A 23,472-nucleotide genomic window follows, 5' to 3' on the forward strand; every position below is an offset into this window, starting at 1 on the left:
GATGCAAGCGTTTTAGCGCTGCACCGAAAAATAGTTGTTTGGGGGAGGTCGAAAATTAGCGGATGTTCAGTTAAATGATATAAAAATTGATGAATATTCATTTTTTCAATCAATGGATGAGTTGCCGGTTAATTTTACCGGCAACTCATTGCCGACTATCAGGCGATCAACTGCCACAGGGTGAAGGCCGCATCCGGCGTCCATCCCGCATTGGAGGTGTGCGCCTGCAGGCAGGTGTATTTCTTGCCTTTATACGTCACCACGTCACCGGCTTTATAGCTGTGGTTGTTCTGCCACTCGGCCACGCCCGGATCGGGAGGCGTACTGCCATCCGAGGTTTTAACTGCCAGCGCACTGCTTGGCAGCGACGTATTGCCTTGGTTGTCGGTGGCGGTGACAAAATAGCTGTACTGAGTGGCTGCCGTCAGGCCGCTGTCCTGCAGCGACAGGCCACCGGTTTGGCCAATGGCGCTGCCGTTACGGTAAACCGTATAATGGCTAATCGGTTTGACGCTGCTTGCCGCAGCCCAGTTCAACGTCAGCGACGTTGCGGTAATCGCACTGGCGTTCAGCGCGGTAGGCGCTTCAGGCTTTCCCGGCGGCGGGGTGACTCCTCCCTGGATCAGCGCGGCATAACGAGTTTTGAATTCCCAGTTATAGGCCACGCCAGCCTTACTCTTGCCATTGTCCCAGTTCACCGACCAGGTCATCAGGCCCTTGATCGACAAGCTTTTGGCGTCAAGGCGCGCGAAAGCGTTATAGACCGCCTGTTTGTCGACCACATAACCGGTGGCGGCGGCATCATTGTTGGTAGGTAAACCGATCACAAATTTGGATGCCGGGATTTTGGTGTAGCCGCGGGTGCCGGTAACCAGGCTTTCGGTCAGGTAATACAGAAAGTCTTCTTTCATCGCGTCGTTATTCTGGGTGATCCAGGCGCCTTTGCCGCCATTGGCTTCATCGACCCAAATACCGTCACCGCCCTGGTTATAATATTGCGGTGCAATAAAGTCATAAAACCCTTCGAGAGCGGTAATATAATCCAGGTAAGTCCCGTTAGTCCGCAAATAAGGGAATTCTGGCGCCATGCTGACAATAAAGTTTTTACCTTCGGCGGCATAATGCGCTTTTACTTTTTTCAGTGCGGCAGGCAAAACGGTTTTATTATTGGCTGCACCGATAGCCGCCTGTTCCAGATCGATATCCAGACCGTCAAAACCGTAGGTTTCCACCAGACGGATAATTTCATTGCTCAGTTTGTCTTCGTCGCCGGTTTTCAATTCGATATGTGCGTCGGCGCCGCCCAGAGACATCAGTACCGCGCGGCCCTGGCTGTTCAATACGCCGACCTGGCGACGGAACTCGGCATCGGACAGGTTGTAAGGTTTGAAGGTTGGGATACCCACGCCCTTCATAAAGGCTACGGCCACCACGTTATATTCGGCCGGGATGTCGGTCAGGTTCATATTGGCGAATTGGCCCTGCTGATAACCGTCACTGGCGCCGGCGGCCCAGTTGTGCCAAAAACCCATCATGATTTTTTTATTGGACATATCCGGCATGGCGGCTGCGTCATCTGCAGCTTGTGCATTGATAATGTTATCGGAGCTCATAGTAACCTCGTTATTTTAGGTAAGATTAATTCCACACGCCGTCAATAGGGATTATTGGCGGGGCGTAAATACATAGTGCGGATTTTTAACGAGGGCGGGGTGAAACCTTTTCGCGACAATAATAAATTAAATTCAAATTGGCGCGAAAATAAGGTGGCCGTGATGGCCACCTCAGCGATTAGAAAATATTGATATCGGCAACGGAAGGGAAGATGTAGCTCGGGCGGAACGGCATGGTTTCCACGTCGTTCAACGTCGAGACGCCGGACAACACCAGCACGGTTTCCAGACCGGCCTGGAAGCCCGCCAGGATATCGGTACGCAGGTTGTCGCCGACGATCACCGTTTCTTCCGAATGCGCCTGCATTTTGTTGAGCGCGGCGCGGATGATCCACGGGCTGGGTTTGCCGACGTAAAACGGCTTGCGGCCGGTGATTTTCTCGATCGGGGCGCACAGCGCGCCGCAGGCAGGCACAAAGCCATGGCCGTGAGTATCCGGGTTGGTCGCGATAAAGCGCGCACCGTTATTAACGAAGTAGGCGGCCTTATGCATCATGTCCCAGTTGTAGGAGCGGGTTTCCCCGACAATCACGAAGTCCGGGTTGATGTCGGTAATGGTGAAACCGGCTTTATACAATTCATGGATCAGCGCGCCTTCGCCCACCACGTAGGCCTTTTTGCCTTCCTGACGGCGCAGGAAATCGGCGGTGGCCATGGCGGAGGTATAAAACGCGCTTTCCGGGACTTCAAGCCCGGCGGCGGAGAAGCGGTTCGCCAGATCCTGCGCCGTCTGCGATGGGTAGTTGGTCAGCACCACCAGCGGCATGCCCTGTTCCTGAATCCGCGCCAGGAAAAGATCGGCGCCGGGAACTGGCGTGTTGTCATGCAGCAGCACGCCGTCGATATCACATATAACGTTTTTGATTGTCATTGTTGCTGTTTCTCATGATTGGCGGCAGGCAAAACGCGAAGATAACACACCTGCCTTAGGCGGCGGATCAGCTTTCCAGCAATCGCTGCAATAGCACGCCGTTGAGCATTGCTCGCTTGGCCAGGGCGAAAGCCCCGATCGCCGAGCGATGATTGAGTTCGGAGGTGACCACCGGCAGGTTCTTGCGGAAGTCCTTCAGCACCTGAGTATTGATGCAGCTTTGGATCGCCGGCAGCAGCACTTTTTCCGCCTCGGTAATTTCACCGGCGATCACCACTTTCTGCGGATTAAACAGGTTAATGGCAATGGCCACGGCTTTGCCGAGGTAGCGGCCGACGTGTTCGATCACTTCGCTGGCCAGCAGATCCCCGCGGTTGGCGGCCTTGCAGATGGCGGAGATGCTGCAGTCGTCGAGTGTCAGCTTGCTCGGGTAGCCCTGAGTCAGTAACTGGCGCACGCGGTGTTCAATCGCGGCGTTAGCGGCGACGGTTTCCAGACAGCCGAAGTTGCCGCAGTGGCAGCGTTCGCCCAGCGGGTCGATTTGAATATGGCCGATTTCGCCGACGTTGCCGTTATTACCCAGGAAAATCTGACCGTTGACGATAATGCCGGCACCGGTGCCGCGGTGCAGACGCACCAGAATGGAGTCTTCGCAGTCGCGGGTGGCGCCAAAATAGTGCTCGGCCAAAGCCAGGCTTCGGATGTCATGGCCGACAAAGCTGGTGACGTTAAAACGTTGCTGCAGGTTGTCTACCAGCGGCCAGTTGCTGACGCTGATGTGCGGCATATAGCGCACCACACCGAGCGCCGGGTCAACCAGACCTGGCAGGATCACCGCGATGGCGATCAGTTCGCGCAGCTTGCGCTGGTAGTCTTCGATGAATTGCGCAATGGCGGTGAACAACGCATTTTCCAGTGTTTCCTGGGTCCTTTCCGGCAGCGGATAGTGCTCTTCACCGAGCGATTTTCCGCTCATGTCGTACAGGGTGATGGTGGCATCATGACGCCCGAGGCGAACGGCCACGGTGTGGAAATGCCGGGTTTCGGAGACAATGGAAATGGCGCGGCGGCCGCCAGTGGAGGCTTGCTGATCGACTTCTTTGATCAGCCCGCGCTCCAACAGCTGGCGAGTAATTTTAGTGACGCTGGCGGGCGCTAGCTGGCTCAGTTCGGCTATTTGAATGCGCGAGATCGGACCCTGTTGGTCGATCAGGCGGTAAACTGCCGCGCCGTTGAGTTGTTTGACTAAGTCAACGTTCCCTATCTGTGCCTGTCCGCCAGTACTCATCAATAATTTTACTCGCTGTCTACCCTTCATACTTCAAGTCGCAGGGGTGTTGGCCGCCTTTACTCACTCAAATCACATACCAGTGTATGCTCATTGAGGTTCGTTCAGTTGCCGCCTACCTGCGACTCGAATTATTTTGGGTATATATGTTAGTTAAACCTCGTTACCGTTAACGAGCGTTTTGGTGATGCTAAAGTCGCGGGTAAACGCGGTCAGGTTTGCCACCTTACCGGCTTCGATCGTGCCTAAACGATCGTCCACGCCGATAGCACGCGCCGGATAGAGTGTCGCCATACGCAGCGCTTCATCCAACGCGATGCCAACGTGTTCAACGCTGTTTTTCAACGCGTCAATCATGGTCAGCGCAGAGCCGCTCAGGGTGCCGTTCTCGTCCACGCACAACCCATCGCGATAGTATATTGTTTTACCGGCAAAAATAAATTGGTCAATATCGGCACCCGCCGGGGCGGTGGCGTCGGTGACCAGCACCAATTTATCACCTTTCATGCGTTTGGCGTTACGGATACTCGCCCAGGCCACGTGATGGCCGTCGGCGATAATGCCGGTGTAGACTTCAGGCGTGTCGAAAATTGCCCCCATCAGCCCCGGTTCGCGCCCGGTGATATACGGCATGGCGTTATACAGGTGCGTGGCGAAAGTGATGCCGGCAGCAAAACCGGTGCGGGCCTGTTCGTAAGTCGCATTCGAGTGACCGGCGGACACCACGATGCCGGCGTCGGTCAGTTGCTTGATAAAGTGTGGCTCTACCATTTCCGGCGCCAGCGTCACCTTGGTGATCACATCGGCATTCGCGCACAGGTAGTCGATCATCTCGCTGGTTGGCTTGCGGATAAACGCCGGGTTATGGGTGCCTTTTTTCAACGGGCTAAGGTACGGCCCTTCAAGGTGTAGACCCAACGCCTGATTCTGATGTTTTTTCAGATAAGCGCGCATCACTTCGATGCTGTGCTTCATAAATTCGTCGCTGCTGGTGATCAGCGTCGGCAGATAGCTGGTGCAGCCGGATTTTTCGTTGGCACGCTGCATAATTTCCAGCGTCTCTTCCGAAATGGCGTCCAGCGAATCGTTAAATTGCACGCCGCCGCAGCCGTTAAGCTGCACGTCGATCAAACCGGGGGCCAGGATAGCGCCACCCAGATCGCGCGTTTCAATGCCGGCCGGCAGTTCAGCCAGCGGGCAAACTCGTTCAATCAGCCCATCAGCGATTACCACTGCATGGTCGTCAAGTACGTCGTGGCCGGTAAAAATACGGCCGTGGGTTAAAGCGAACATCGTAGCCCCCTGCAGGAATTAAAGACTCTTCACGCTTTCCGCTTCTAATTCGCGGAAATACTTAACGGTTTTGACTTTCAGCTCCATGGTGGATGGCTCATCGCACACCACAACGGCTTTGGCATGCAACTGCAGGCAACTGATGGTCCACATGTGGTTGATGTTGCCTTCCACAGCGGCTTCCAGCGCCTGAGCCTTGGCGTGGCCGGTCACCAGAATCATCACTTCCTCAGCGTCGAGCAGCGTGCCCACGCCCACGGTCAGTGCAAACTTCGGTACCAGGCTAACGTCGCCGCCAAAGAAGCGGGAGTTGGCGATGCGGGTATCTTCGGTCAGGGTTTTGATGCGAGTGCGCGAGGCCAGAGATGAAGCCGGCTCGTTAAACGCGATATGACCGTCGATGCCAACGCCACCCATGAACAGGTTGATCTTGCCGTAGGATTTGATTTTCGCTTCGTACTGGCGGCACTCGGCGTCAACGTCCGGTGCATTACCATTCAGCAGGTTGATATTTTCGCGTGGGATATCAACGTGATCAAAGAAATTACGGTACATGAAGGTATGATAGCTTTCCGGGTGTTCCTGCGGCAGGCCAACGTATTCATCCATGTTGAAAGTCACCACATGCTTAAAGCTTACTTCACCTGCTTTGTGCATCGCAATCAGATGTTTGTACGCTTCCAGCGGAGTGCCGCCGGTTGGCAGGCCGAGCACAAACGGACGCTCCGCAGTAGGCTTGAATGCGTTGATGCGCTGGACGATATGGCGTGCGGCCCATTTGCCGACTTGTGCAGTATCTTTCAGTGGGATAAGTCTCATCTAACACCTCTTGGGGTAAGTAAACTAAAGCTATACTGGTTCGAGCCTGAACGAGAGTCTTAAGCCTAACCCAGGTTTATGATTCTCACGTGATGCGTCAGGTTCGATGATTTTTTTAATGATAAAATAAGTTTTGTGTGATGGCTAGCAATGTGGCAGCTTAAGACTGCTTTTTGGTGATATAAATCACAAAAAAGGAGGTTTTAATTTGCGATACGAAATAATTTTTTTACACTCCACTTTGTTGTCGTTCGTCCAGAGTTAATCGCAGTGTGTGATGGCGCTAGCGTAAAATATGATAAAGCCCATAAAAGGGCATTAGGGGGAATATTAAGGTGAACATACTCGGCTTTTTCCAAAGATTGGGCAGGTCGTTGCAACTGCCAATCGCAGTACTGCCCGTGGCGGCGCTTTTGCTCCGCTTCGGCCAGCCCGACTTACTCAATATTTCGTTCATCGCACAGGCCGGTGGATCAATCTTTGATAATTTGGCGTTGATCTTCGCTATCGGTGTGGCAGCAACCTGGTCGAAAGACAATGCTGGTTCAGCGGCACTGGCGGGTGCGGTAGGTTACTTCATCCTGACTAAAGCGATGGTCACCATCAACCCGGCGATCAATATGGGCGTGCTGGCCGGTATTATTACCGGTCTGGTGGGCGGGGCGGTTTATAACCGCTGGTCCGGCATCAAACTGCCTGAGTTCCTTTCCTTCTTCGGCGGTAAACGCTTCGTTCCTATCGCAACCGGCTTTTTCTGTTTAATCCTTGCGGCGATCTTTGGTTATATCTGGCCACCGGTTCAGAATGCCATCCACGCCGGCGGTGAATGGATTGTGTCCATGGGCGCTGTGGGTTCCGGCATCTTCGGTTTCGTTAACCGTCTGCTGATCCCAACCGGTTTGCATCAGGTATTGAACACCATCGCCTGGTTCCAGATTGGTGAATTCACCAATGCCGCGGGCACCATCTTCCACGGTGACATCAACCGCTTCTACGCGGGCGACGGCACTGCCGGGATGTTCATGTCCGGCTTCTTCCCAATCATGATGTTCGGTTTGCCGGGGGCGGCACTGGCCATGTATTTCGCTGCGCCGAAAGAGCGTCGCCCAATGGTTGGCGGTATGTTGCTGTCTGTGGCGCTGACCGCGTTCCTGACCGGTGTGACCGAGCCGCTTGAATTCCTGTTCATGTTCCTGGCTCCGCTGCTGTATCTGGTCCATGCCATTTTGACCGGTATCAGCCTGTTTGTAGCCACCCTGCTGGGCATTCACGCCGGCTTCTCCTTCTCTGCAGGCGCCATCGACTATGTGTTGATGTACAACCTGCCGGCCGCCAGTAAAAACGTCTGGATGCTGGTCGTGATGGGTCTGGTCGCCTTCGCGGTGTACTTTGTACTGTTCTCCATCATTATCCGTGCATTCAATTTGAAAACTCCGGGTCGTGAAGATGCGTCTGACGATATCGTTGCACCGGAAGCCAACAGCAACACTGATGAAGGCTTGCGCGCGCTGTCTCGCAGCTATATCGGTGCCATCGGCGGTTCAGACAACCTGACCGGCATTGATGCTTGCATCACCCGTCTGCGTCTGAGCGTGAAAGATTCTTCGAAAGTGCTTGATGCAAGCTGCAAACGTCTGGGTGCCTCCGGCGTGGTGAAACTGAACAAGCAAACCGTTCAGGTCATCGTGGGTTCTAAAGCGGAAGCCATTGCCGACGGTATGCGTGCGGTTATTGCAGCCGGTCCGGTTCCTGCGGCAGAAGTGGCACCGGCAGCCGGTGTGACCGCAGTAAAAGCACAGGCGGTGCCTAATGCGGTGAAAGTGGCCTTCGAGTCGCTGGTGGCTCCGGTCACCGGTGAAGTAGTGGCGCTGGATCAGGTTCCTGATGAAGCCTTTGCCAGCAAAGCGGTAGGTGACGGTCTGGCGATTCGCCCAACGGATAAAACCGTCGTGGCGCCAGCTGACGGCACCATCGTGAAAATCTTCAACACCAACCACGCCTTCTGCCTGGAAACCGACAAGGGTGCGGAGATTGTGGTGCACATGGGTATCGACACCGTGGCATTGAACGGTCAGGGCTTCAAGCGTCTGGTTGAAGAGGGCGCTGAGGTGAAAGCCGGCCAGCCAATCCTTGAACTGGATCTGGACTTCCTGAACGCCAACGCACGCTCGATGATAAGCCCGGTAGTGGTCAGCAACGCTGACGATTACGCCGGCCTGTCGGCGCTGGCGACCGGTTCTGTGGTCGCAGGCCAGACCAAACTGTTCGAGATCCAAAAGTAAACCGATTTACCTGAGTAGTACCCGGGGTGTTTAACGAGTCATGACGGAACGCACCCTACCTTTGGCGGGAAGAGAGCAATCTCTTCCCGCTTTTTTATGGGCGATAGGTGACGAAAGCTGCCCCGTGGTGGTGCTGCGATCTGTCGTGGTGCAACGCCCCGCATTTTTCGTGAAACAAACGGTTGTTTCCGGGCGTGGCTTGTTGGATCATAGGCGGTTATGTGTAGCGCTTTGCATTGAGGAATAGTGAAATGAGTGAGGCTGAAGCCCGCCCAACCAATTTTATCCGTCAGATCGTCGATGAAGATCTGGCTTCAGGGAAACATACGTCGGTACATACCCGTTTCCCGCCGGAGCCGAATGGTTATCTGCATATCGGCCATGCTAAATCCATTTGCCTGAACTTTGGCATCGCCAAAGATTACCAGGGCCAGTGCAACCTGCGTTTCGATGACACCAACCCGGTAAAAGAAGATATTGAGTTCGTTGAGTCGATCAAACACGACGTGGAGTGGCTGGGCTTTGAGTGGAGCGGCAACGTCCGTTACTCCTCAGATTACTTCGATCAGTTGCACCAGTATGCGGTAGAGCTGATTAACAAAGGGCTGGCCTACGTCGACGAGCTGTCGCCTGAGCAAATCCGCGAATATCGCGGCAGCCTGACCTCGCCGGGCAAAGACAGCCCGTACCGCGGTCGCAGCGTGGAAGAAAACCTGGCGCTGTTCGAAAAAATGCGCAACGGCGAATTTGCCGAAGGTAGCGCCTGCCTGCGTGCCAAGATCGACATGGCGTCACCGTTTATCGTGATGCGCGATCCTGTGCTGTACCGCATCAAGTTCGCGGAACACCACCAGACCGGCAACAAATGGTGCATCTACCCGATGTACGATTTCACCCACTGCATTTCCGATGCGCTGGAAGGGATCACCCATTCGCTGTGTACGCTGGAATTCCAGGACAACCGTCGCCTGTATGACTGGGTGTTGGACAACATCACCATCCCTTGTCATCCGCGTCAGTACGAATTCTCACGCCTTAATCTCGAATACGCCATCATGTCTAAGCGCAAGCTGAACCAGTTGGTGACCGAGAAAATCGTTGAAGGCTGGGATGACCCGCGTATGCCGACCGTTTCCGGCCTGCGTCGTCGTGGCTATACCGCCGCATCCATCCGCGAATTCTGCCAGCGTATCGGCGTGACCAAGCAGGATAACAACGTTGAAATGGTGGCGCTCGAAGCTTGCATTCGTGAAGAGCTGAACGACAACGCACCGCGTGCGATGGCGGTGCTGGATCCGGTTAAGATTGTCATTGAAAATATGACTTCCGGCGTGGAAATGGTGACGATGCCTAATCACCCGAACAAGCCGGAAATGGGCAGCCGTGAAGTGCCGTTCAGCCGCGAGGTTTATATCGACCGTGCTGACTTCCGCGAAGAAGCCAACAAGCAATACAAGCGTCTGGTGCTGGGGAAAGAAGTGCGTTTGCGTAATGCCTACGTGATCAAAGCGGAACGCGTGGAGAAAGACGCTGAAGGCGAGATCACCACTATCTTCTGCAGCTACGATCCGGATACCTTGAGCAAAGATCCTGCCGATGGCCGTAAGGTGAAAGGCGTGATCCACTGGGTGTCTGCCGAGCACGCGTTGCCGGCGGAAATTCGCGTGTACGATCGTCTGTTCAACGTGCCAAACCCGGCAGCGGCAGAGGACTTCCTTGCCACCATTAACCCTGAGTCGCTGGTAATCAAGCATGGCTTTGTGGAGCCAAGCCTGGCAACTGCACAGCCGGAAAAAGCCTATCAGTTCGAGCGTGAGGGCTATTTCTGCGCCGATAATCGTTACTCCTCGGCAGAGCATCTGGTGTTTAACCGCACCGTTGGTTTGCGCGACACCTGGGCTAAAATCGGTGCCTGAGTGATAAGTGGTTAACGCAATAAGAGCGCAACTTCGGTTGCGCTTTTTTTATGTCTGTCGCCGTTATTTACCTTTCCTGTTGCGATGTAGTTCGCTCAATCAATGTTTAAATTTTTCTCTGGCCGTTGTATCCGTAATTTCTTGATATAAATCATCACTCATATAACATTGTCTTATATATTCGTGATGCGAATTAATGTCATCTAGAGAGCGCTCTCATATTTTTTCCTCTGGCTGACTTTTTTGATTCGGCTGAAACCATTAATCGTCTTATATTGACCTCATATCATTATTTATTCTGATTTTATTGAATTTTTTATTCGACACTCTCCTTGCATAGCCGCGTAACAAAATCTCATCGATATGTGCTCTTTGTCATACTTTGACAAATCTCTCTGATATTTCATTTGATAATTCGCGTCGCGAAAAATAGTCTGTCTGTAGCAATAAGTGCTGTGGGGTTTTAGCCCTGTCAGCAATATTTTTTACCCGATTGGGTTTTTATTGGCAGTCGTGCAGGGCAGTGGTGAACACGGGCGGCTGCAACTTTTAAAGTTAAGTCAAAGAGGAATTTCATTATGGGTACGCACGGTGCTCAGCGTAAAACGCTGGCGCTCGCAGTCGCGGGTGCGCTGTTGGGAACAGGGTTTGCCATGGCCCCTGAGGCGAAAGCCGCAGGATTTATCGATGATTCCACGATGACCGGCGGCGTATATTACTGGCAACGTGAGCGTGACCGTAAAGATCTCAATCCGACCAGTGACGATTACAATAAATACACCACCAACTTGTCGCATTCGACGGCCAACCTGAGCCTGGATTTTGCCTCGGGCTATGCCTGGGACATGTTCGGCCTGGACGTCGGCGCCTTTACCGCCATCGAGCTGGCTGAATCCAGCGCCAGCGGCCACCCGAATGAAATCGCGTTCTCTTCCAAAAACCGTACCTACGATGAAGACTACTCCGGCGACAAAGGCGGCATCAGCCTGTATAAAGCCGCCGGTAAATTCAAATATGGCCCCGTCTGGGCACGTGGCGGTTATATCCAGCCAAGCGGCCAAACTCTGTTGGCGCCGCATTGGAGCTTTATGCCCGGCACCTATCAGGGTGCAGAGGCCGGTGCCAAGTTTGACTACGGCGATGCCGGTGAGTTGAGCTTCTCTTATATGTGGACCAATAAATATAAAGCGCCATGGCATATCGAGATGGACGACTTCCGCCAGAACGATAAAAAAACCGGTGTCTCCTATCTGCACTCGCTGGGTGCCAAATACGACTTCAAAAACGATTTGGTGCTGGAGGCGGCATTCGGCCAAGCCCAGGGCTATGTGAATCAGTACTTCACCAAGGCGTCTTATAAATTCGATCTGGTAGGCAACCCGCTGACCACCAGTTACCAATTCTATGGCACCGAAGACCGCATTAACGACAAGAACGACCCGAACAGTATTTACGACGGCCTGGCCTGGCTGCAGGCGCTGACCTTTGGTTACACCACTGGCCAGTTCAACTGGCGCCTGGAAGGGACCATGGTCAAGGCCGAAGGCAACCAGGGCTACTTCCTGCAGCGTATGACGCCAACCTATGCTTCTTCCAACGGCCGCCTCGACGTGTGGTGGGATAACCGTTCCGACTTTAACGCCAACGGCGAAAAAGCGGTTTATGCCGGGGTGATGTACGACCTGAGCAACTGGAACCTGCCGGGCATGGCGGTGGGCGGTTCTTACGTTTACGCCTGGGACGCTAAACCGAGCACCAACCCTATGTACGATCAGAGCCAGCGTCTGAAAGAGAGCGCCTGGAGCCTGGACGCCATGTATACCATTCAGGAAGGCCGCGCCAAAGGCACGCTGCTGAAACTGCATTACACCCAATACGACAACCACACCAATATCCCAAGCTGGGGCGGGGGTTACGGCAACATCTTCCAGGACGAGAAAGACGTCAAATTCATGGTTATCGCGCCATTCACCATTTTCTAAACATACCCAGAGCTTGCGAGTTGCAGCTGGTGCAGATAACAACGCTGCGGCTTGAAAGATCGCGGGTATATTCCCCGGCGGCAGCGCCGGGGTCATTTAACGGGAATAACACGATGAAAAAAATCATGATGATGTTGGCTGCGGTAGCCACGTTGAGCGCCTGCGTACAGCCTGCGGCGCCGCCGGAAGATGCCAAATTGAAACAGGCCTACAGCGCCTGTATCAACACCGCGGAGGGCTCACCGGAAAAATTGCAGTCATGCCAGGCAGTGCTGAACGTACTGAAACAAGAGAAACAGCATCAACAGTTCGCCGAGAAAGAAACGGTGCGGGTGATGGATTATCAAAACTGCATTCAGGCAGTTCATAGCGGTAACGGCCAGGCTTATGACGCCAAATGTGGCCAGATTTGGAAAGAGATCCGCGATAACAACAATTAAGGACGATGATAAAAATGAATAAATTCAAATTGAGCGCGCTTGCCGCACTGACGGCAACCATTGGGTTATTTGGCAGCGTGGGGAACGCGATGGCCAATCAGCCGCTGGTGGATCAACTGAGCCAGCTGAAACTGAATTTGAAAATGGTCGATAACCGGGCAGCCGAAAACGGTCTGGATTGCGGCAAGTTGGGTGCCGACTGGGCGGCTTGCAACAAGGTGCTGATCGGCCTGACCAACGACAATCAGGAGATCAACGGTCAGGACTGGGCGATTTACTTCCACAGCGCCCGTCAGACCCTGCGTGTGGATAACGACCAGTTCAAGATATCTCACCTGACCGGTGATCTGTACAAGCTGGAACCTACCGACAAATTTACCGGCTTCCCTGCGGGGAAAACGGTAGAGATCCCGATTATCACTGAATATTGGCAACTGTTTAAAACCGACTTCGTGCCACGTTGGTACGCCACCTCGGGCGATGCCAAGCCTAAAATTCTGGTCAATACCGATACCGAAGATCTGAACCAGTTCGTTGCGCCCTTTACCGGCGACCAGTGGAAGCGTACCAAAGACGACAATAACATCCTGATGACGCCGGCCTCGCGCTTTACGAAAAACGCCGAGCTAAAAACCTTACCCACCGCGTCGTTACGCGGTCAGATAGTGCCAACGCCGTTGCAGGTTAAAGTGCATGCGCAGGATGTTGATCTGAGCAAAGGCGTTGCATTGGAGCTGAGCGCATTGTCCAAACCGGCGGCGGACGCCGTTGCCCAGCGTTTCGCGCTGTTGGGAATAACCAGTAACGCAGCCGGTTATCCGATCAAAACCGATATCCAACCGGGAATATTCAAAGGCGAACTGGCGGTACCGGGCGCTTATGAATTGATCATCGGCAAGCAGGAAGCGCGAGTCATTGGTTTCGATCAGACCGGGGTGTTCTATGGCCTGCAGTCCATCTTGTCATTAGTGCCTACCGAAGGCAGCGTAAAAATCGCTACGCTGGAGGCCAAAGATGCGCCGCGCTTCCAGTATCGTGGCATCTTCCTGGATGTCGCACGTAACTTCCACCAGAAGGATGCGGTGTTGCGCTTGCTGGACCAAATGGCGGCGTACAAGCTCAATAAATTCCACTTCCATCTGAGTGATGACGAAGGTTGGCGCATCGCCATTCCGGGCTTGCCGGAACTGACCGAAGTCGGTGGGCAGCGTTGCCACGACTTGAGCGAAACCACCTGCCTGTTGCCGCAGTATGGCCAGGGGCCGGAGGTTTATGGCGGCTTCTTCTCTCGCCAGGATTACATCGACATTATCAAGTACGCCAAGGCGCGCCAGATTGAAGTGATCCCGGAAATCGATATGCCGGCACATGCCCGTGCGGCGGTGGTCTCAATGGAAGCGCGCTATAAGAAACTGCATGCCGCCGGTAAAGAACAAGAGGCCAACGAGTTCCGTTTAGTGGATCCAACCGATACCTCTAACACCACCTCGGTGCAGTACTTCAACCGCCAAAGCTATCTCAACCCTTGCCTGGATTCATCCAAACGTTTTGTCGACAAGGTGATCGGCGAGATTGCCCAGATGCATAAAGAGGCCGGGCAGCCGCTGAGTACCTGGCACTTTGGCGGTGACGAGGCGAAAAACATCCGGTTAGGTGCTGGTTATACCGATGTGAACAAGCCGGAAGCCGGCAAAGGCATCATCGATCAGAGCAAAGAAGACAAGCCATGGGCAAAATCTCAGGTCTGCCAGGCGATGATCAAAGATGGCAAGGTCGCCGATATGGAGCACCTGCCAAGCTACTTCGGAGTAGAAGTCAGCCAATTGGTGAAAGCGCATGGGATCGACAGAATGCAAGCCTGGCAGGATGGCCTGAAAGATGCCAAAAACGCCAAGGCCTTTGCTACCCAGCGTGTCGGGGTTAACTTCTGGGATACGCTGTATTGGGGCGGGTTCGACAGTGCCAACGACTGGGCGAACAAGGGCTACGAACTGATCCTTTCAAACCCGGATTATGTCTACATGGACTTCCCGTATGAGGTGAACCCGGACGAGCGCGGTTACTACTGGGGAACGCGTTTCAGCGACGAACAGAAAATGTTCAGCTTTGCGCCAAACAACCTGCCGCAAAACGCCGAAACCTCGGTTGATCGCGATGGTAATCACTTTACCGCCAAGAGCGACAAGCCCTGGCCGGGGGCTTACGGTATTTCCGCGCAGATGTGGAGCGAAACCCAGCGAACCGACGAACAAATGGAGTACATGATCTTCCCTCGTTCGCTGTCGGTGGCTGAGCGCGCATGGCACCGGGCAGAGTGGGAGCAGGATTACCGGGCGGGCCGGGAGTATAAAGGCGGCGAAACCCACTTCATCGATACCAAGAAGCTGGACCGCGATTGGTTGCGCTTTGCCAACCTGCTCGGTCAGCGTGAGCTGGCAAAACTGGACAAAGGTGGCGTGAACTACCGGTTGCCGGTGCCAGGCGCCCGAGTGGTGGGGGGCAAGCTGGAAGCCAATATTTCGCTGCCGGGTCTGGGCATTGAATATTCCACCGACGGTGGTAAGCAATGGCAACGTTACGATGCCAAGGCCAAGCCTGGGGTTAGCGGTGAAGTACAAATCCGCGCTGTGAGCCCGGACGGCAAGCGTTATAGTCGCGCCGAGAAAGTGTAACTCCTGAACCACGGCCCGTCTGTTCGCAGGCGGGCCGTTATTGATGGTTAACAGCAGCGACCGGCGGTAATCAGCGATGAATTCGATACGGCTGACCTTTATGGTCGTTGCTTTTTTTTCTGGCATTGCCGGGGCACTGCAAATACCGACCCTGAGCCTGTTCCTCACCACCGAGGTTCGGGTGACTTCATTATGGGTCGGTTTTTTTTATGCGGTTAATGCCGGGGTCGGCATTATTGTCAGTTTTTTGCTGGCGAAAAAATCAGATCGTCAGCGTGACCGGCGCCATTTGATTTTAATCTGTTATTTATTGGCGGCGGGAAACTGTCTGCTATTTGCTTTTAATCGCAATTATCTGACGTTAATTACCGCAGGCGTGCTGTTAACCGCCATCGCCAATACTGCGATACCACAGTTATTCGCCCTGGCGCGTGAATACGGGGAACGGTCATCGCAAAACGTGGCGATGTTCAGCGCCATCATGCGCGCCCAACTCTCTCTGGCCTGGGTTTTTGGCCCGCCATTGGCTTTTATGCTGGTGGTGAATTATGGCTTTACGGCGATGTTTATGTTTGCTGCCGGCATATTCCTGCTGGTCACGCTGCTGGCCTGGTGGATATTACCCGAGGTGGCTCGCCCGCCTGTGGGCAATGAAATCGGCATACCGCAAAAAACGTTCTTCGATAAAGATATTAGCCGGTTGTTTTTCGCCTCGGTATTGATGTGGACCTGCAGCGCCATGTATCTGATTGATGTGCCGCTGTATATCACGGCCGAGTTGGGTTTGCCGCAAAGTCTGACCGGTTGGATGATGGGCATCGCGGCCGCGATAGAAATCCCCATCATGATCCTGGTAGGCCGATATGTAAATCGGGTGGGCAAGCGCCTGATGATGGCGGGGGCGATGGTGGCCGGCATACTGTTTTATGCCGGGATGCTGTGGTTTACCTCGGCCGCTGGGTTGCTGGTCTGGCAGCTGTTTAACGCGATATTTATCGGCATTCTCGCCACCGTCGGCATGCTGTATTTCCAGGACTTGATGCCGGAGCGGGCGGGCATGGCCACCACGTTGTTCACCAACAGCATTTCCACCGGTGTGATCCTGGCCGGAATATTACAAGGGATCCTGACCGAGTACGGGCCGCATTCCTCCGTTTATCTGTTAGCCATATTACTGCTTTGTATTGCTTTACCTGTCGGTTTTAAAACCCGGGAAGTCTAGGTGGTTTCTGAGTGAGTCGTTTATTTTTAAACACAAACAAGGATATATGATGGCTATATTGGTGACGGGCGGCGCCGGTTATATCGGCTCGCATACGGTATTGGCACTGTTAGAAAGGGGGGAGGAAGTTGTCGTACTGGACAACCTGTCCAACAGTTCGCCAGAGTCTTTGTTTCGGGTGGAGCGATTAACCGGTAAAAAAGTAATTTTTTATCAGGGAGATATCCAGCAACATCATTTGCTGGATCATATCTTTCGCCAGCATGATGTTCATGCGGTTATTCATCTTGCGGGTTTGAAGTCGGTCAGAGAATCTACCGAAGAGCCACTGAAATATTATCAAAATAATATTTCCGGCTCATTGATCGTACTGGACAGAATGCGCCATGCTGGCGTTAAGCAATTTATTTTCAGCTCTTCAGCCACCGTCTATGGGCCGGCAGAATATACCCCACTGACGGAAAGCTGTCGTGTTGGGCAGACCACCAATCCTTACGGAACCTCAAAGCTGATTGTCGAGCAGATCCTGGCGGAGTTCGCTTCAACGGCACCGCAGATGGCAATCACCGCGCTGCGTTACTTTAATCCGGCCGGGGCGCACGAGTCCGGCTTGATTGGTGAGGATCCCGCCGGCATTCCCAATAATCTTCTGGCTTATCTGGCGCAGGTGGCTATTGGCAAACTCGCGGTGTTGCCGGTGTATGGCAACGACTACCCTACCAGCGATGGTACCGGGGTACGTGATTACATTCACGTTATGGATTTGGCCGAAGGGCATTTAAAAGCGCTGGATAACCTGCAGCCAGGATTTAACGTCTATAACCTGGGCACCGGTAAAGGCTACTCGGTGCTGGAGATTATTCGGGCGTTTGAACGCGCCTGTGGCTTCAAAATCGCCTACCAATTTAATCCCCGGCGTGCGGGAGATATTGCCGAGTGTTGGTCCGACCCGTCTCTGGCGGCAGAGAAGCTGGGCTGGCAAGCCAAACGCAGTCTGGAAAAAATGGTGCGCGATGCCTGGTCATGGCAGAGCAAAAATCCGCAGGGTTATGGCTCTTCGGTGCCGCTGTCATCGATAAGGATGCTGGCCGATGAAGCTTAACGACGGGCATTTGGGGGTTATGCAGGATGATCTGTTCCGGGCTGAATATGAGGCGCGGATCAACGATCTAAAGTTTGAGTTTGTGAAATATCAACGTGAGGCTTCGTTGCTGCTGCTGGAGCGTTATCAGCGCGGTGTCGCGCAACTGCGTGAGTGGCGGGCTGCACATGGACATTTATTCGATGCCGCCCGCTGTTCTTCACTATTTTGTGTGCCTACTCGCCCGCTGGCTGCGAGTGAAAAACGGCTGCACCGGATCTGGCTGGGGGGCGCGATACCTGACGACGCCAGAGAGGTTATCTCCCAGTGGGGGGCCGCGCAGCAGGCGGTGGCTAGCACCGAGACGAATGACTGGGTCGGCATGTTATGGGTTTGGGACGCACAGCAGCTGGCAAGGGATGCGTATTTCATCCCCGTACCGGTGATAAAAGGCGGCTACCTGGGGGAGTATGATGCGGGCAACCATCGCCTGCAGGTGCATTCGCTGAGCGAACTGGCGCAAAAAAGGGTCGGCGACAACCTGGGCTTTATCCATCAACTGCACGATAAGCGCTATTACGCCACGCTTTCCGACTACTTCCGTTTTCTGATTTTGATCGAGATGGGGGGGCTGTATATGGATATCGATACCATACCCCACCGGTCGGCGACGCTGTTTTTGATCAAACCAGAGGTGCCTGATTATCTTCAGTTCCTGGCTGAGGGCGAGGTCAGCCACGTCAGCTGGTTGAATCTGTTTCTCGATGAAACCGGCATGATAGTCAGCCGCAAGGGCGATATCTCACTGTGCCGAATGCTGGCGGGGTTGGATCAGATCTATGCGGCGGAAAGCGGCGAAGTCCCGGACAAGAATTCGGATTATGAACGCAAACTGTTTGATCCCTTTTATCAGCTGTGGAGTCGCCACATAGGCCGCTCTTTCCTCAGTCACGATCGCTTCTGCCAGGATTATGGCGTCCATTATGATGCGCACCCACAGGCCGTCACCTGCGGTATTCGCGGAATGCGTCTGCTGGAGGATGTGATCACCAATGAACGACTACCGCTGTCGCAGGAAGAGCAACACAGCTACCGGCAATGCGTCAGCCGGCTGGAGCAGGTGGACTGGCAGCTTGAGCAGCCGCTGGATCTGGCACGTTATGCGGAAATATTTACCGTTGATGAAGTGCCGCGTATGGCCTATCCAGCGCAGATCCGTTCCGATATTGACCATTACCACTATTATTCCGTACTTTCCCATGACCGCACGCTTGATCGGGTAAACCAGCTATTTGGCGAGTACCTGATCGCCGATAACCGGCGGCAGATTACGGCGGGTAATTACTGGTGTCCGACCGCTGGGGTAGGGGGGGCGGTTTTGCCGGAGCCGGGTGGGGCATTGCATTTTCTGCCTGGACACCAGGCGAGTGAAACAGATAAAACCCGTATGGCGAAGCTGATTTTCAGTACCAGCTACCTTGAGTACTGTTCTGTTGGCAATCGAGCCGGGATGGATCTGGTGTCATTACAGCAGGCGCAAAATATTGAGCCTTATCTGGGGCTGATCACGGTAGCTTACGATCGGCGTGGAGAGTTTGTCGGTTTTTTTAATGCGGCCACCATTAGCGAGCTGTATGGCATAGAAGCGGATTATCATTATCGCGATGAAATAAGGCCGCTTGATGAGGCTTATGACAGCTTTGTCCAAAGCCAGTGCACTGAGGATGACTATTTCATCTGCAGTCTGGCGATTGAGAGCCAATTCCGCGGGCTAGGGCATTTTAACCAGCTGTTTGCGCAGATAAGGCAGCGAGCACAACAGCACCAGGCGAAAAATATCGTGCTGTGCGTATGGCAACGCAGTGATGCCAGCCAAATCTATCTGAACAAGGGGTTCCGTGTTCGAGGTGTATTCGATCACGTCTGGTCGCTGTTTTTTGATCGGTTGCTGTTTCTTGAGTATGAGCTGTGAAGAGGTTTGCCCATCCGCGTGTCGGCGGGTGAGTGAGTGCTGAGAGTGTAAGTGGGAAGCGAGAGAAGTGCTGTAGAGAAGTGCCGCTGCAATTGTTGTATTTAACGCTGTAAACTTTCCCCGGCCTGTCCGGGGATTTTTTATCCTATTATCGCAGGCACAAAAAAACCGCCGTTAAGGCGGTTCTCAATGCCGGTTAGGACATTATTTTTTGTCGTGCAGGGTGTCGTCTTCGCGGCAGTCACCTGTTTCACAGTGGCCGTACAGGTACAGGCTGTGGTTGGTGAGCTTGATGCCGTGTTGTTTGGCGATATCACGCTGACGCACTTCGATAGACTCATCGCTGAATTCGATCACTTTGCCGCAATCCAGGCAAATCAGGTGATCGTGGTGATGTTGCTGGGTCAATTCGAACACGGACTTGCCGCCTTCGAAGTTGTGACGGGTCACAATGCCGGCATCATCAAATTGGTTCAGTACGCGGTAAACCGTAGCCAGGCCAATTTCTTCGCCCATATCTATCAGTTTTTTGTACAGATCTTCCGCACTGACGTGATGGCATTCCGGATTTTGCAGTACTTCCAGGATTTTGAGTCGCGGAAGCGTGACTTTTAAGCCGGCCTTCTTCAATGCGGTGTTGTTGTCAGTCATGCGGATTCAGTCCTGTTACTATGCTAATCAAGTTGAGGCGTTCTCGCCTTTGGCATCGGTCGGCACAAAGAGTTAATTGCGTCTCATTATAGAACCGGTTGCTCTAAATGGAAACCGCCGGTTGTTAACAAAGCTATAATTGCACAATTGCATGTTATACATGCAACGTCTTGATGAATGGGATAAACCGAAAACTCAGTCTACCTTGATGGTGTGGGAAGTTACAAATCTGTAGCTTCTATTGCAGTAATTTGTACTGCCAATGATGGCCCTGCCGGCACACTATGCACTTTGCAGGGCTTTTGTTCAACCTTTGGCGTTACCCGACGATTTCGGCCAGGCTCAGCTCTTCGACGATTTGTTTTACCCAGCCTTCAACACGTTCGTTGGTCAGCTCAGGTTGGCGATCTTCGTCAATGGCCAGGCCGATGAAATGGCTGTCGTTGGCCAAGCCTTTGGACGCTTCAAAGTGGTAACCCTTGGTCGGCCAGTGGCCTACGATCGCGGCGCCACGCGGTTCAATGATGTCGCGAATGGTACCCATCGCATCACAGAAATACTCTGCGTAGTCTTCCTGATCGCCACAGCCGAACAGCGCAACCAGCTTGCCGTTGAAGTCAATTTCTTCCAGCGTTGGGAAGAAATCGTCCCAGTCGCACTGCGCTTCGCCGTAGTACCAGGTTGGGATACCGAGCAGCAGGATATCGAAAGCTTCCAGATCTTCTTTGCTGCTTTTGGCGATGTCATGAATTTCAGCCACCTCTTTACCAAACTGCTGCTGAAGAATTTTCTGGATCATCTTGGCAATGTTTTCGGTATTGCCAGTGTCGCTGCCAAAGAAAATGCCTACATTAGCCATATCGCGTATAACCTTTAAATTCAATAAATTGCATTCACGATGTTAGCGTAGACTACGATAACACCGATTAAAATGATGCCATGGCAAGAGATTATCTCTTACCGGTAAGTGCGTATCATGCCAGAAATTTACCCCGGGTATTTATCACTTTAATGCGATGCCGGGTGGAATAAAGCGGTGTTGATCGGGCGTCATCCTTAACGCCGCGCCGCATGTGCGGCTGCAATGATCAATGTTCTGGCTGCTCGTCCGCCAGTTGTGCCAGCAGCATTTGCTCAATAAGCTCGCTGCGGCTGATATTACGCTGTTCCGCCAGTTTGTTCAGGGCGTCCACCGCATCCGCGTTGATCTTCAGTTCCACACGCCGTAAGCCACGGACTTTATCGCGTCGAAGCTGATTACGCTTATTGATTCTAAGCTGTTCATCTCGGGATAGCGGGTTGGTTTTCGGGCGCCCCGGACGGCGTTCATCTGCGAACAGATCCAGCGTCGTGCGATCCGTTTGTTCTTTTGCCATAGGTAGCGGTACTGCAAGGGAGTTTGCATCAAAAAGCGCTTACACGCTTCCGGACGGTTCGGTTAACACACTTCGGGCCAATAAACCCTAACCCAAATTCACCCCAGCCTGACGTTAGCGAACACGCTCGGCACGGCGGCAAAATTATAGCGCGCCATATTACCCCAGCAGGTAGAGCGACGACAATGCTTAACTGAGCCGAAAACGCGCTAAGCCGTTATCTTTAGCGCGTTTTTTCATCAGATGGTGACTTTGGGAGGGAAACGGCCCATTTGTTGGGCCTGGCGCGACTCAGGCTTCGCCGAGAAAGCGGTGAATGGCGCGCAACACCGCCTCCGGTTTTTCTGCATGAACCCAATGTCCGGTACCGGCAACGACGTGAGCGCGAGCCTGCGGAAATTGACGGGCAATATCTTCGCGATAGCTGTCCTGCACGTAAGGCGACAGGCCGCCGCGGATAAACAGCGTCGGGTGAGGCCAGGCCGGCACTTCCTGCCAGCCGGTGATGTTCTCGTACTCTTCGATCAGCACCGGCAGATTGAAACGCCATTCGCCTTGATGGAAGGATTTCAGCAGGAACTGGATCACGCCTTCCTCATTCAGGTAGCCGCGCATCAATTCCGCCGCCTGCTGGCGTTGGGTAATGCCGGCGGCGCTTACCGCCTGCAACGCGACAAAAATTTCGTCGTGGCGGCGCGTTTGATAGTCCACCGGCGCAACGTCAATGATGATCAGCTTCTCCACGCGCTGCGGGGCGATTGCCGTCAGCGCCATGGCCGCTTTGCCGCCCATCGAGTGGCCAATGACAATCACTTTTTCCAACTGCAAATCGTCCAGCAACGTCAGCAGATCCTGCGCCATCTCCGGGTAGGTCATGACCTCAGAACGCGGTGACAGGCCGTGGTTGCGCAGATCGACTTTAACTACGCTGTGCTGCTGGTTCAGGTCGCGCGCCAGCACGCCCAGGTTGTCCAAATTGCCAAACAGCCCGTGGATCAGGATCACCGGCAATGCATCGGACTCGGTGGCCAGCAGTTGATAATGTAATTTCATGGCGAAGTTCATACTGAGAGAGATTCAGATTAGGTTATCATGATTAAAACACTCGATGAATAAACCCGTCGCCTTTCAAGCGGCAGGGTTGTTCGCTGTACTTGCTGCAACTTAAAATCCATAGGATAAAACGTGGATTTTTCATGGTAAGGTGCAGGTTTGGCAGCGCCGGTGTCCGGCGGGCTATAGGTATTAGTCTGCTTTTGCCGTATTGGGGCACATTGTTATGTTCGCCTCTGCGCTTTTAACCTTATAATCCCATGGCTTGAATGCCGGATCTGGCTTCAGGTTCTAAGTAGAAAAAAACAGTACTGGATAAAGATGAAAACTATTGAAGTCGACGAAGAGCTCTACCGCTATATTGCCAGCCACACGCAACATATTGGTGAGAGCGCGTCCGATATTTTGCGCCGTATGTTGAAATTTACCGCAGGCCAGCCGTTACGTGCAGCGCCGGCCGCCAGCGCACAGAGCGCAGAACAGGAAAAAATCGTTGCCGCATCGCGCCCGCGCGATCGCGTACGTGCCGTGCGTGAACTGTTGTTGTCGGACGAGTACGCCGAACAGAGCAAAGCGGTGAACCGTTTTATGCTGGTACTTTCCACCCTGTATACCCTCGATGCGGCCGGCTTTGCCAGCGCCACCGATGCGTTGCATGGCCGTACCCGTACCTATTTTGCCGGCGATCAGCAAACCCTGTTGGCGAACGGAACGCACACCAAGCCAAAGCACGTTCCGGGCACGCCTTACTGGGTGATCACCAATACCAATACCGGTCGCAAACGCAGCATGGTTGAACACATCATGCAGGCTATGCAGTTCCCGACGGAACTGACTGAAAAAGTTTGCGGCACTATCTAATTTAGCGAACAGCCCGTCAT

General features: G+C 53.5%; 18 protein-coding genes. 9 read left to right on the forward strand and 9 right to left on the reverse strand.

Annotation, left to right across the window (positions count from 1 at the left end):
* Nucleotides 1-158: 158 nt before the first annotated feature.
* The 5 genes from H0S68_RS05845 to nagB form a co-directional block, all read right to left on the reverse strand.
* Nucleotides 159-1,613: a carbohydrate-binding protein gene (locus tag H0S68_RS05845; protein WP_410529226.1), complete on the reverse strand. Its 1,455-nt coding sequence runs from the start codon at nt 1,611-1,613 to the stop codon at nt 159-161.
* 178 nt (nt 1,614-1,791) lie between these two features.
* Nucleotides 1,792-2,544, reverse strand: coding sequence for an HAD-IIA family hydrolase (locus tag H0S68_RS05850; RefSeq protein WP_020825637.1), 753 nt, complete (start codon nt 2,542-2,544; stop codon nt 1,792-1,794).
* A gap of 67 nt (nt 2,545-2,611) precedes the next feature.
* Nucleotides 2,612-3,832, reverse strand: a complete 1,221-nt coding sequence (locus tag H0S68_RS05855; RefSeq protein ID WP_020825638.1) for an N-acetylglucosamine repressor — start codon at nt 3,830-3,832, stop codon at nt 2,612-2,614.
* Nucleotides 3,833-3,985: 153 nt separating this feature from the next.
* Nucleotides 3,986-5,125, reverse strand: coding sequence for an N-acetylglucosamine-6-phosphate deacetylase (gene nagA, locus H0S68_RS05860; RefSeq protein ID WP_020825639.1), 1,140 nt, complete (start codon nt 5,123-5,125; stop codon nt 3,986-3,988).
* A gap of 18 nt (nt 5,126-5,143) precedes the next feature.
* Nucleotides 5,144-5,944: a glucosamine-6-phosphate deaminase gene (nagB, locus tag H0S68_RS05865; RefSeq protein ID WP_020825640.1), complete on the reverse strand. Its 801-nt coding sequence runs from the start codon at nt 5,942-5,944 to the stop codon at nt 5,144-5,146.
* Between the two features lie 335 nt (nt 5,945-6,279).
* Between nagB and nagE the strand changes: the two genes are divergently transcribed.
* The 8 genes from nagE (at nt 6,280) to H0S68_RS05905 (ending at nt 19,511) form a co-directional block, all read left to right on the forward strand.
* A complete protein-coding gene (gene nagE / locus H0S68_RS05870) occupies nt 6,280-8,226 on the forward strand; it encodes a PTS N-acetyl glucosamine transporter subunit IIABC (RefSeq protein WP_041414298.1) in 1,947 nt (648 codons plus the stop codon).
* A gap of 251 nt (nt 8,227-8,477) precedes the next feature.
* The gene (gene glnS / locus H0S68_RS05875) at nt 8,478-10,142 is read left to right on the forward strand and encodes a glutamine--tRNA ligase (protein WP_020825642.1); all 1,665 of its coding nucleotides are present in this window, start codon (nt 8,478-8,480) and stop codon (nt 10,140-10,142) included.
* A 578-nt stretch (nt 10,143-10,720) separates the two neighbouring features.
* Entirely contained in the window at nt 10,721-12,124 is a 1,404-nt protein-coding gene (chiP, locus tag H0S68_RS05880) for a chitoporin ChiP (RefSeq protein WP_020825643.1), read from the forward strand.
* Nucleotides 12,125-12,237: 113 nt separating this feature from the next.
* Entirely contained in the window at nt 12,238-12,564 is a 327-nt protein-coding gene (gene chiQ / locus H0S68_RS05885; RefSeq protein WP_020825644.1) for a ChiQ/YbfN family lipoprotein, read from the forward strand.
* Between the two features lie 14 nt (nt 12,565-12,578).
* Nucleotides 12,579-15,236, forward strand: coding sequence for a beta-N-acetylhexosaminidase (locus tag H0S68_RS05890; RefSeq protein WP_410529227.1), 2,658 nt, complete (start codon nt 12,579-12,581; stop codon nt 15,234-15,236).
* Nucleotides 15,237-15,312: 76 nt separating this feature from the next.
* Nucleotides 15,313-16,458, forward strand: a complete 1,146-nt coding sequence (locus H0S68_RS05895) for an MFS transporter (protein ID WP_128864467.1) — start codon at nt 15,313-15,315, stop codon at nt 16,456-16,458.
* A gap of 49 nt (nt 16,459-16,507) precedes the next feature.
* Nucleotides 16,508-17,560 carry a UDP-glucose 4-epimerase GalE gene (gene galE, locus H0S68_RS05900; RefSeq protein ID WP_122077592.1) on the forward strand — a complete coding sequence of 351 codons (1,053 nt, stop codon included), beginning with the start codon at nt 16,508-16,510 and terminating at the stop codon, nt 17,558-17,560.
* Nucleotides 17,550-19,511: a glycosyltransferase gene (locus tag H0S68_RS05905; protein ID WP_410529228.1), complete on the forward strand. Its 1,962-nt coding sequence runs from the start codon at nt 17,550-17,552 to the stop codon at nt 19,509-19,511. The genes galE and H0S68_RS05905 overlap by 11 nt, the downstream gene beginning before the upstream one ends.
* 204 nt (nt 19,512-19,715) lie before the next feature.
* Here the strand turns inward: H0S68_RS05905 and fur are convergent, their stop codons facing one another.
* From fur to ybfF, 4 genes are all read right to left on the reverse strand, one after another.
* Nucleotides 19,716-20,162: a ferric iron uptake transcriptional regulator gene (gene fur, locus H0S68_RS05910; protein WP_020825646.1), complete on the reverse strand. Its 447-nt coding sequence runs from the start codon at nt 20,160-20,162 to the stop codon at nt 19,716-19,718.
* A gap of 319 nt (nt 20,163-20,481) precedes the next feature.
* A complete protein-coding gene (gene fldA, locus H0S68_RS05915) occupies nt 20,482-21,021 on the reverse strand; it encodes a flavodoxin FldA (protein ID WP_048759474.1) in 540 nt (179 codons plus the stop codon).
* Nucleotides 21,022-21,250: 229 nt separating this feature from the next.
* On the reverse strand, nt 21,251-21,538 hold the full coding sequence (gene ybfE, locus H0S68_RS05920; protein ID WP_004949692.1) for a LexA regulated protein: 288 nt from the start codon (nt 21,536-21,538) through the stop codon (nt 21,251-21,253).
* Between the two features lie 291 nt (nt 21,539-21,829).
* Nucleotides 21,830-22,603 (reverse strand): esterase, encoded by a 774-nt coding sequence (ybfF, locus tag H0S68_RS05925; RefSeq protein ID WP_122077596.1) that lies wholly within the window; start codon nt 22,601-22,603, stop codon nt 21,830-21,832.
* A 309-nt stretch (nt 22,604-22,912) separates the two neighbouring features.
* Here ybfF and seqA point away from each other — a divergent pair, with 309 nt between their 5' ends.
* Entirely contained in the window at nt 22,913-23,452 is a 540-nt protein-coding gene (seqA, locus tag H0S68_RS05930; RefSeq protein WP_116691007.1) for a replication initiation negative regulator SeqA, read from the forward strand.
* Nucleotides 23,453-23,472 lie beyond the last annotated feature (20 nt).

This window comes from Serratia sp. AXJ-M, from assembly GCF_046531865.1.
GTDB classification, from domain to species: Bacteria; Pseudomonadota; Gammaproteobacteria; order Enterobacterales; family Enterobacteriaceae; genus Serratia; species Serratia liquefaciens.

Bases quoted from the DNA above. Each gene is read 5' to 3' on its own strand.
- H0S68_RS05855 (WP_020825638.1), bottom strand. From the start codon at position 3,832: ATGAGTACTGGCGGACAGGCACAGATAGGGAACGTTGACTTAGTCAAA.
- nagA (WP_020825639.1), bottom strand. From the start codon at position 5,125: ATGTTCGCTTTAACCCACGGCCGTATTTTTACCGGCCACGACGTACTT.
- chiP (WP_020825643.1), top strand. From the start codon at position 10,721: ATGGGTACGCACGGTGCTCAGCGTAAAACGCTGGCGCTCGCAGTCGCG.
- glnS (WP_020825642.1), top strand. From the start codon at position 8,478: ATGAGTGAGGCTGAAGCCCGCCCAACCAATTTTATCCGTCAGATCGTC.
- H0S68_RS05895 (WP_128864467.1), top strand. From the start codon at position 15,313: ATGAATTCGATACGGCTGACCTTTATGGTCGTTGCTTTTTTTTCTGGC.
- nagB (WP_020825640.1), bottom strand. From the start codon at position 5,944: ATGAGACTTATCCCACTGAAAGATACTGCACAAGTCGGCAAATGGGCC.
- H0S68_RS05845 (WP_410529226.1), bottom strand. From the start codon at position 1,613: ATGAGCTCCGATAACATTATCAATGCACAAGCTGCAGATGACGCAGCC.
- galE (WP_122077592.1), top strand. From the start codon at position 16,508: ATGGCTATATTGGTGACGGGCGGCGCCGGTTATATCGGCTCGCATACG.
- fur (WP_020825646.1), bottom strand. From the start codon at position 20,162: ATGACTGACAACAACACCGCATTGAAGAAGGCCGGCTTAAAAGTCACG.
- H0S68_RS05850 (WP_020825637.1), bottom strand. From the start codon at position 2,544: ATGACAATCAAAAACGTTATATGTGATATCGACGGCGTGCTGCTGCAT.
- seqA (WP_116691007.1), top strand. From the start codon at position 22,913: ATGAAAACTATTGAAGTCGACGAAGAGCTCTACCGCTATATTGCCAGC.
- chiQ (WP_020825644.1), top strand. From the start codon at position 12,238: ATGAAAAAAATCATGATGATGTTGGCTGCGGTAGCCACGTTGAGCGCC.
- fldA (WP_048759474.1), bottom strand. From the start codon at position 21,021: ATGGCTAATGTAGGCATTTTCTTTGGCAGCGACACTGGCAATACCGAA.
- H0S68_RS05905 (WP_410529228.1), top strand. From the start codon at position 17,550: ATGAAGCTTAACGACGGGCATTTGGGGGTTATGCAGGATGATCTGTTC.
- ybfE (WP_004949692.1), bottom strand. From the start codon at position 21,538: ATGGCAAAAGAACAAACGGATCGCACGACGCTGGATCTGTTCGCAGAT.
- ybfF (WP_122077596.1), bottom strand. From the start codon at position 22,603: ATGAACTTCGCCATGAAATTACATTATCAACTGCTGGCCACCGAGTCC.
- H0S68_RS05890 (WP_410529227.1), top strand. From the start codon at position 12,579: ATGAATAAATTCAAATTGAGCGCGCTTGCCGCACTGACGGCAACCATT.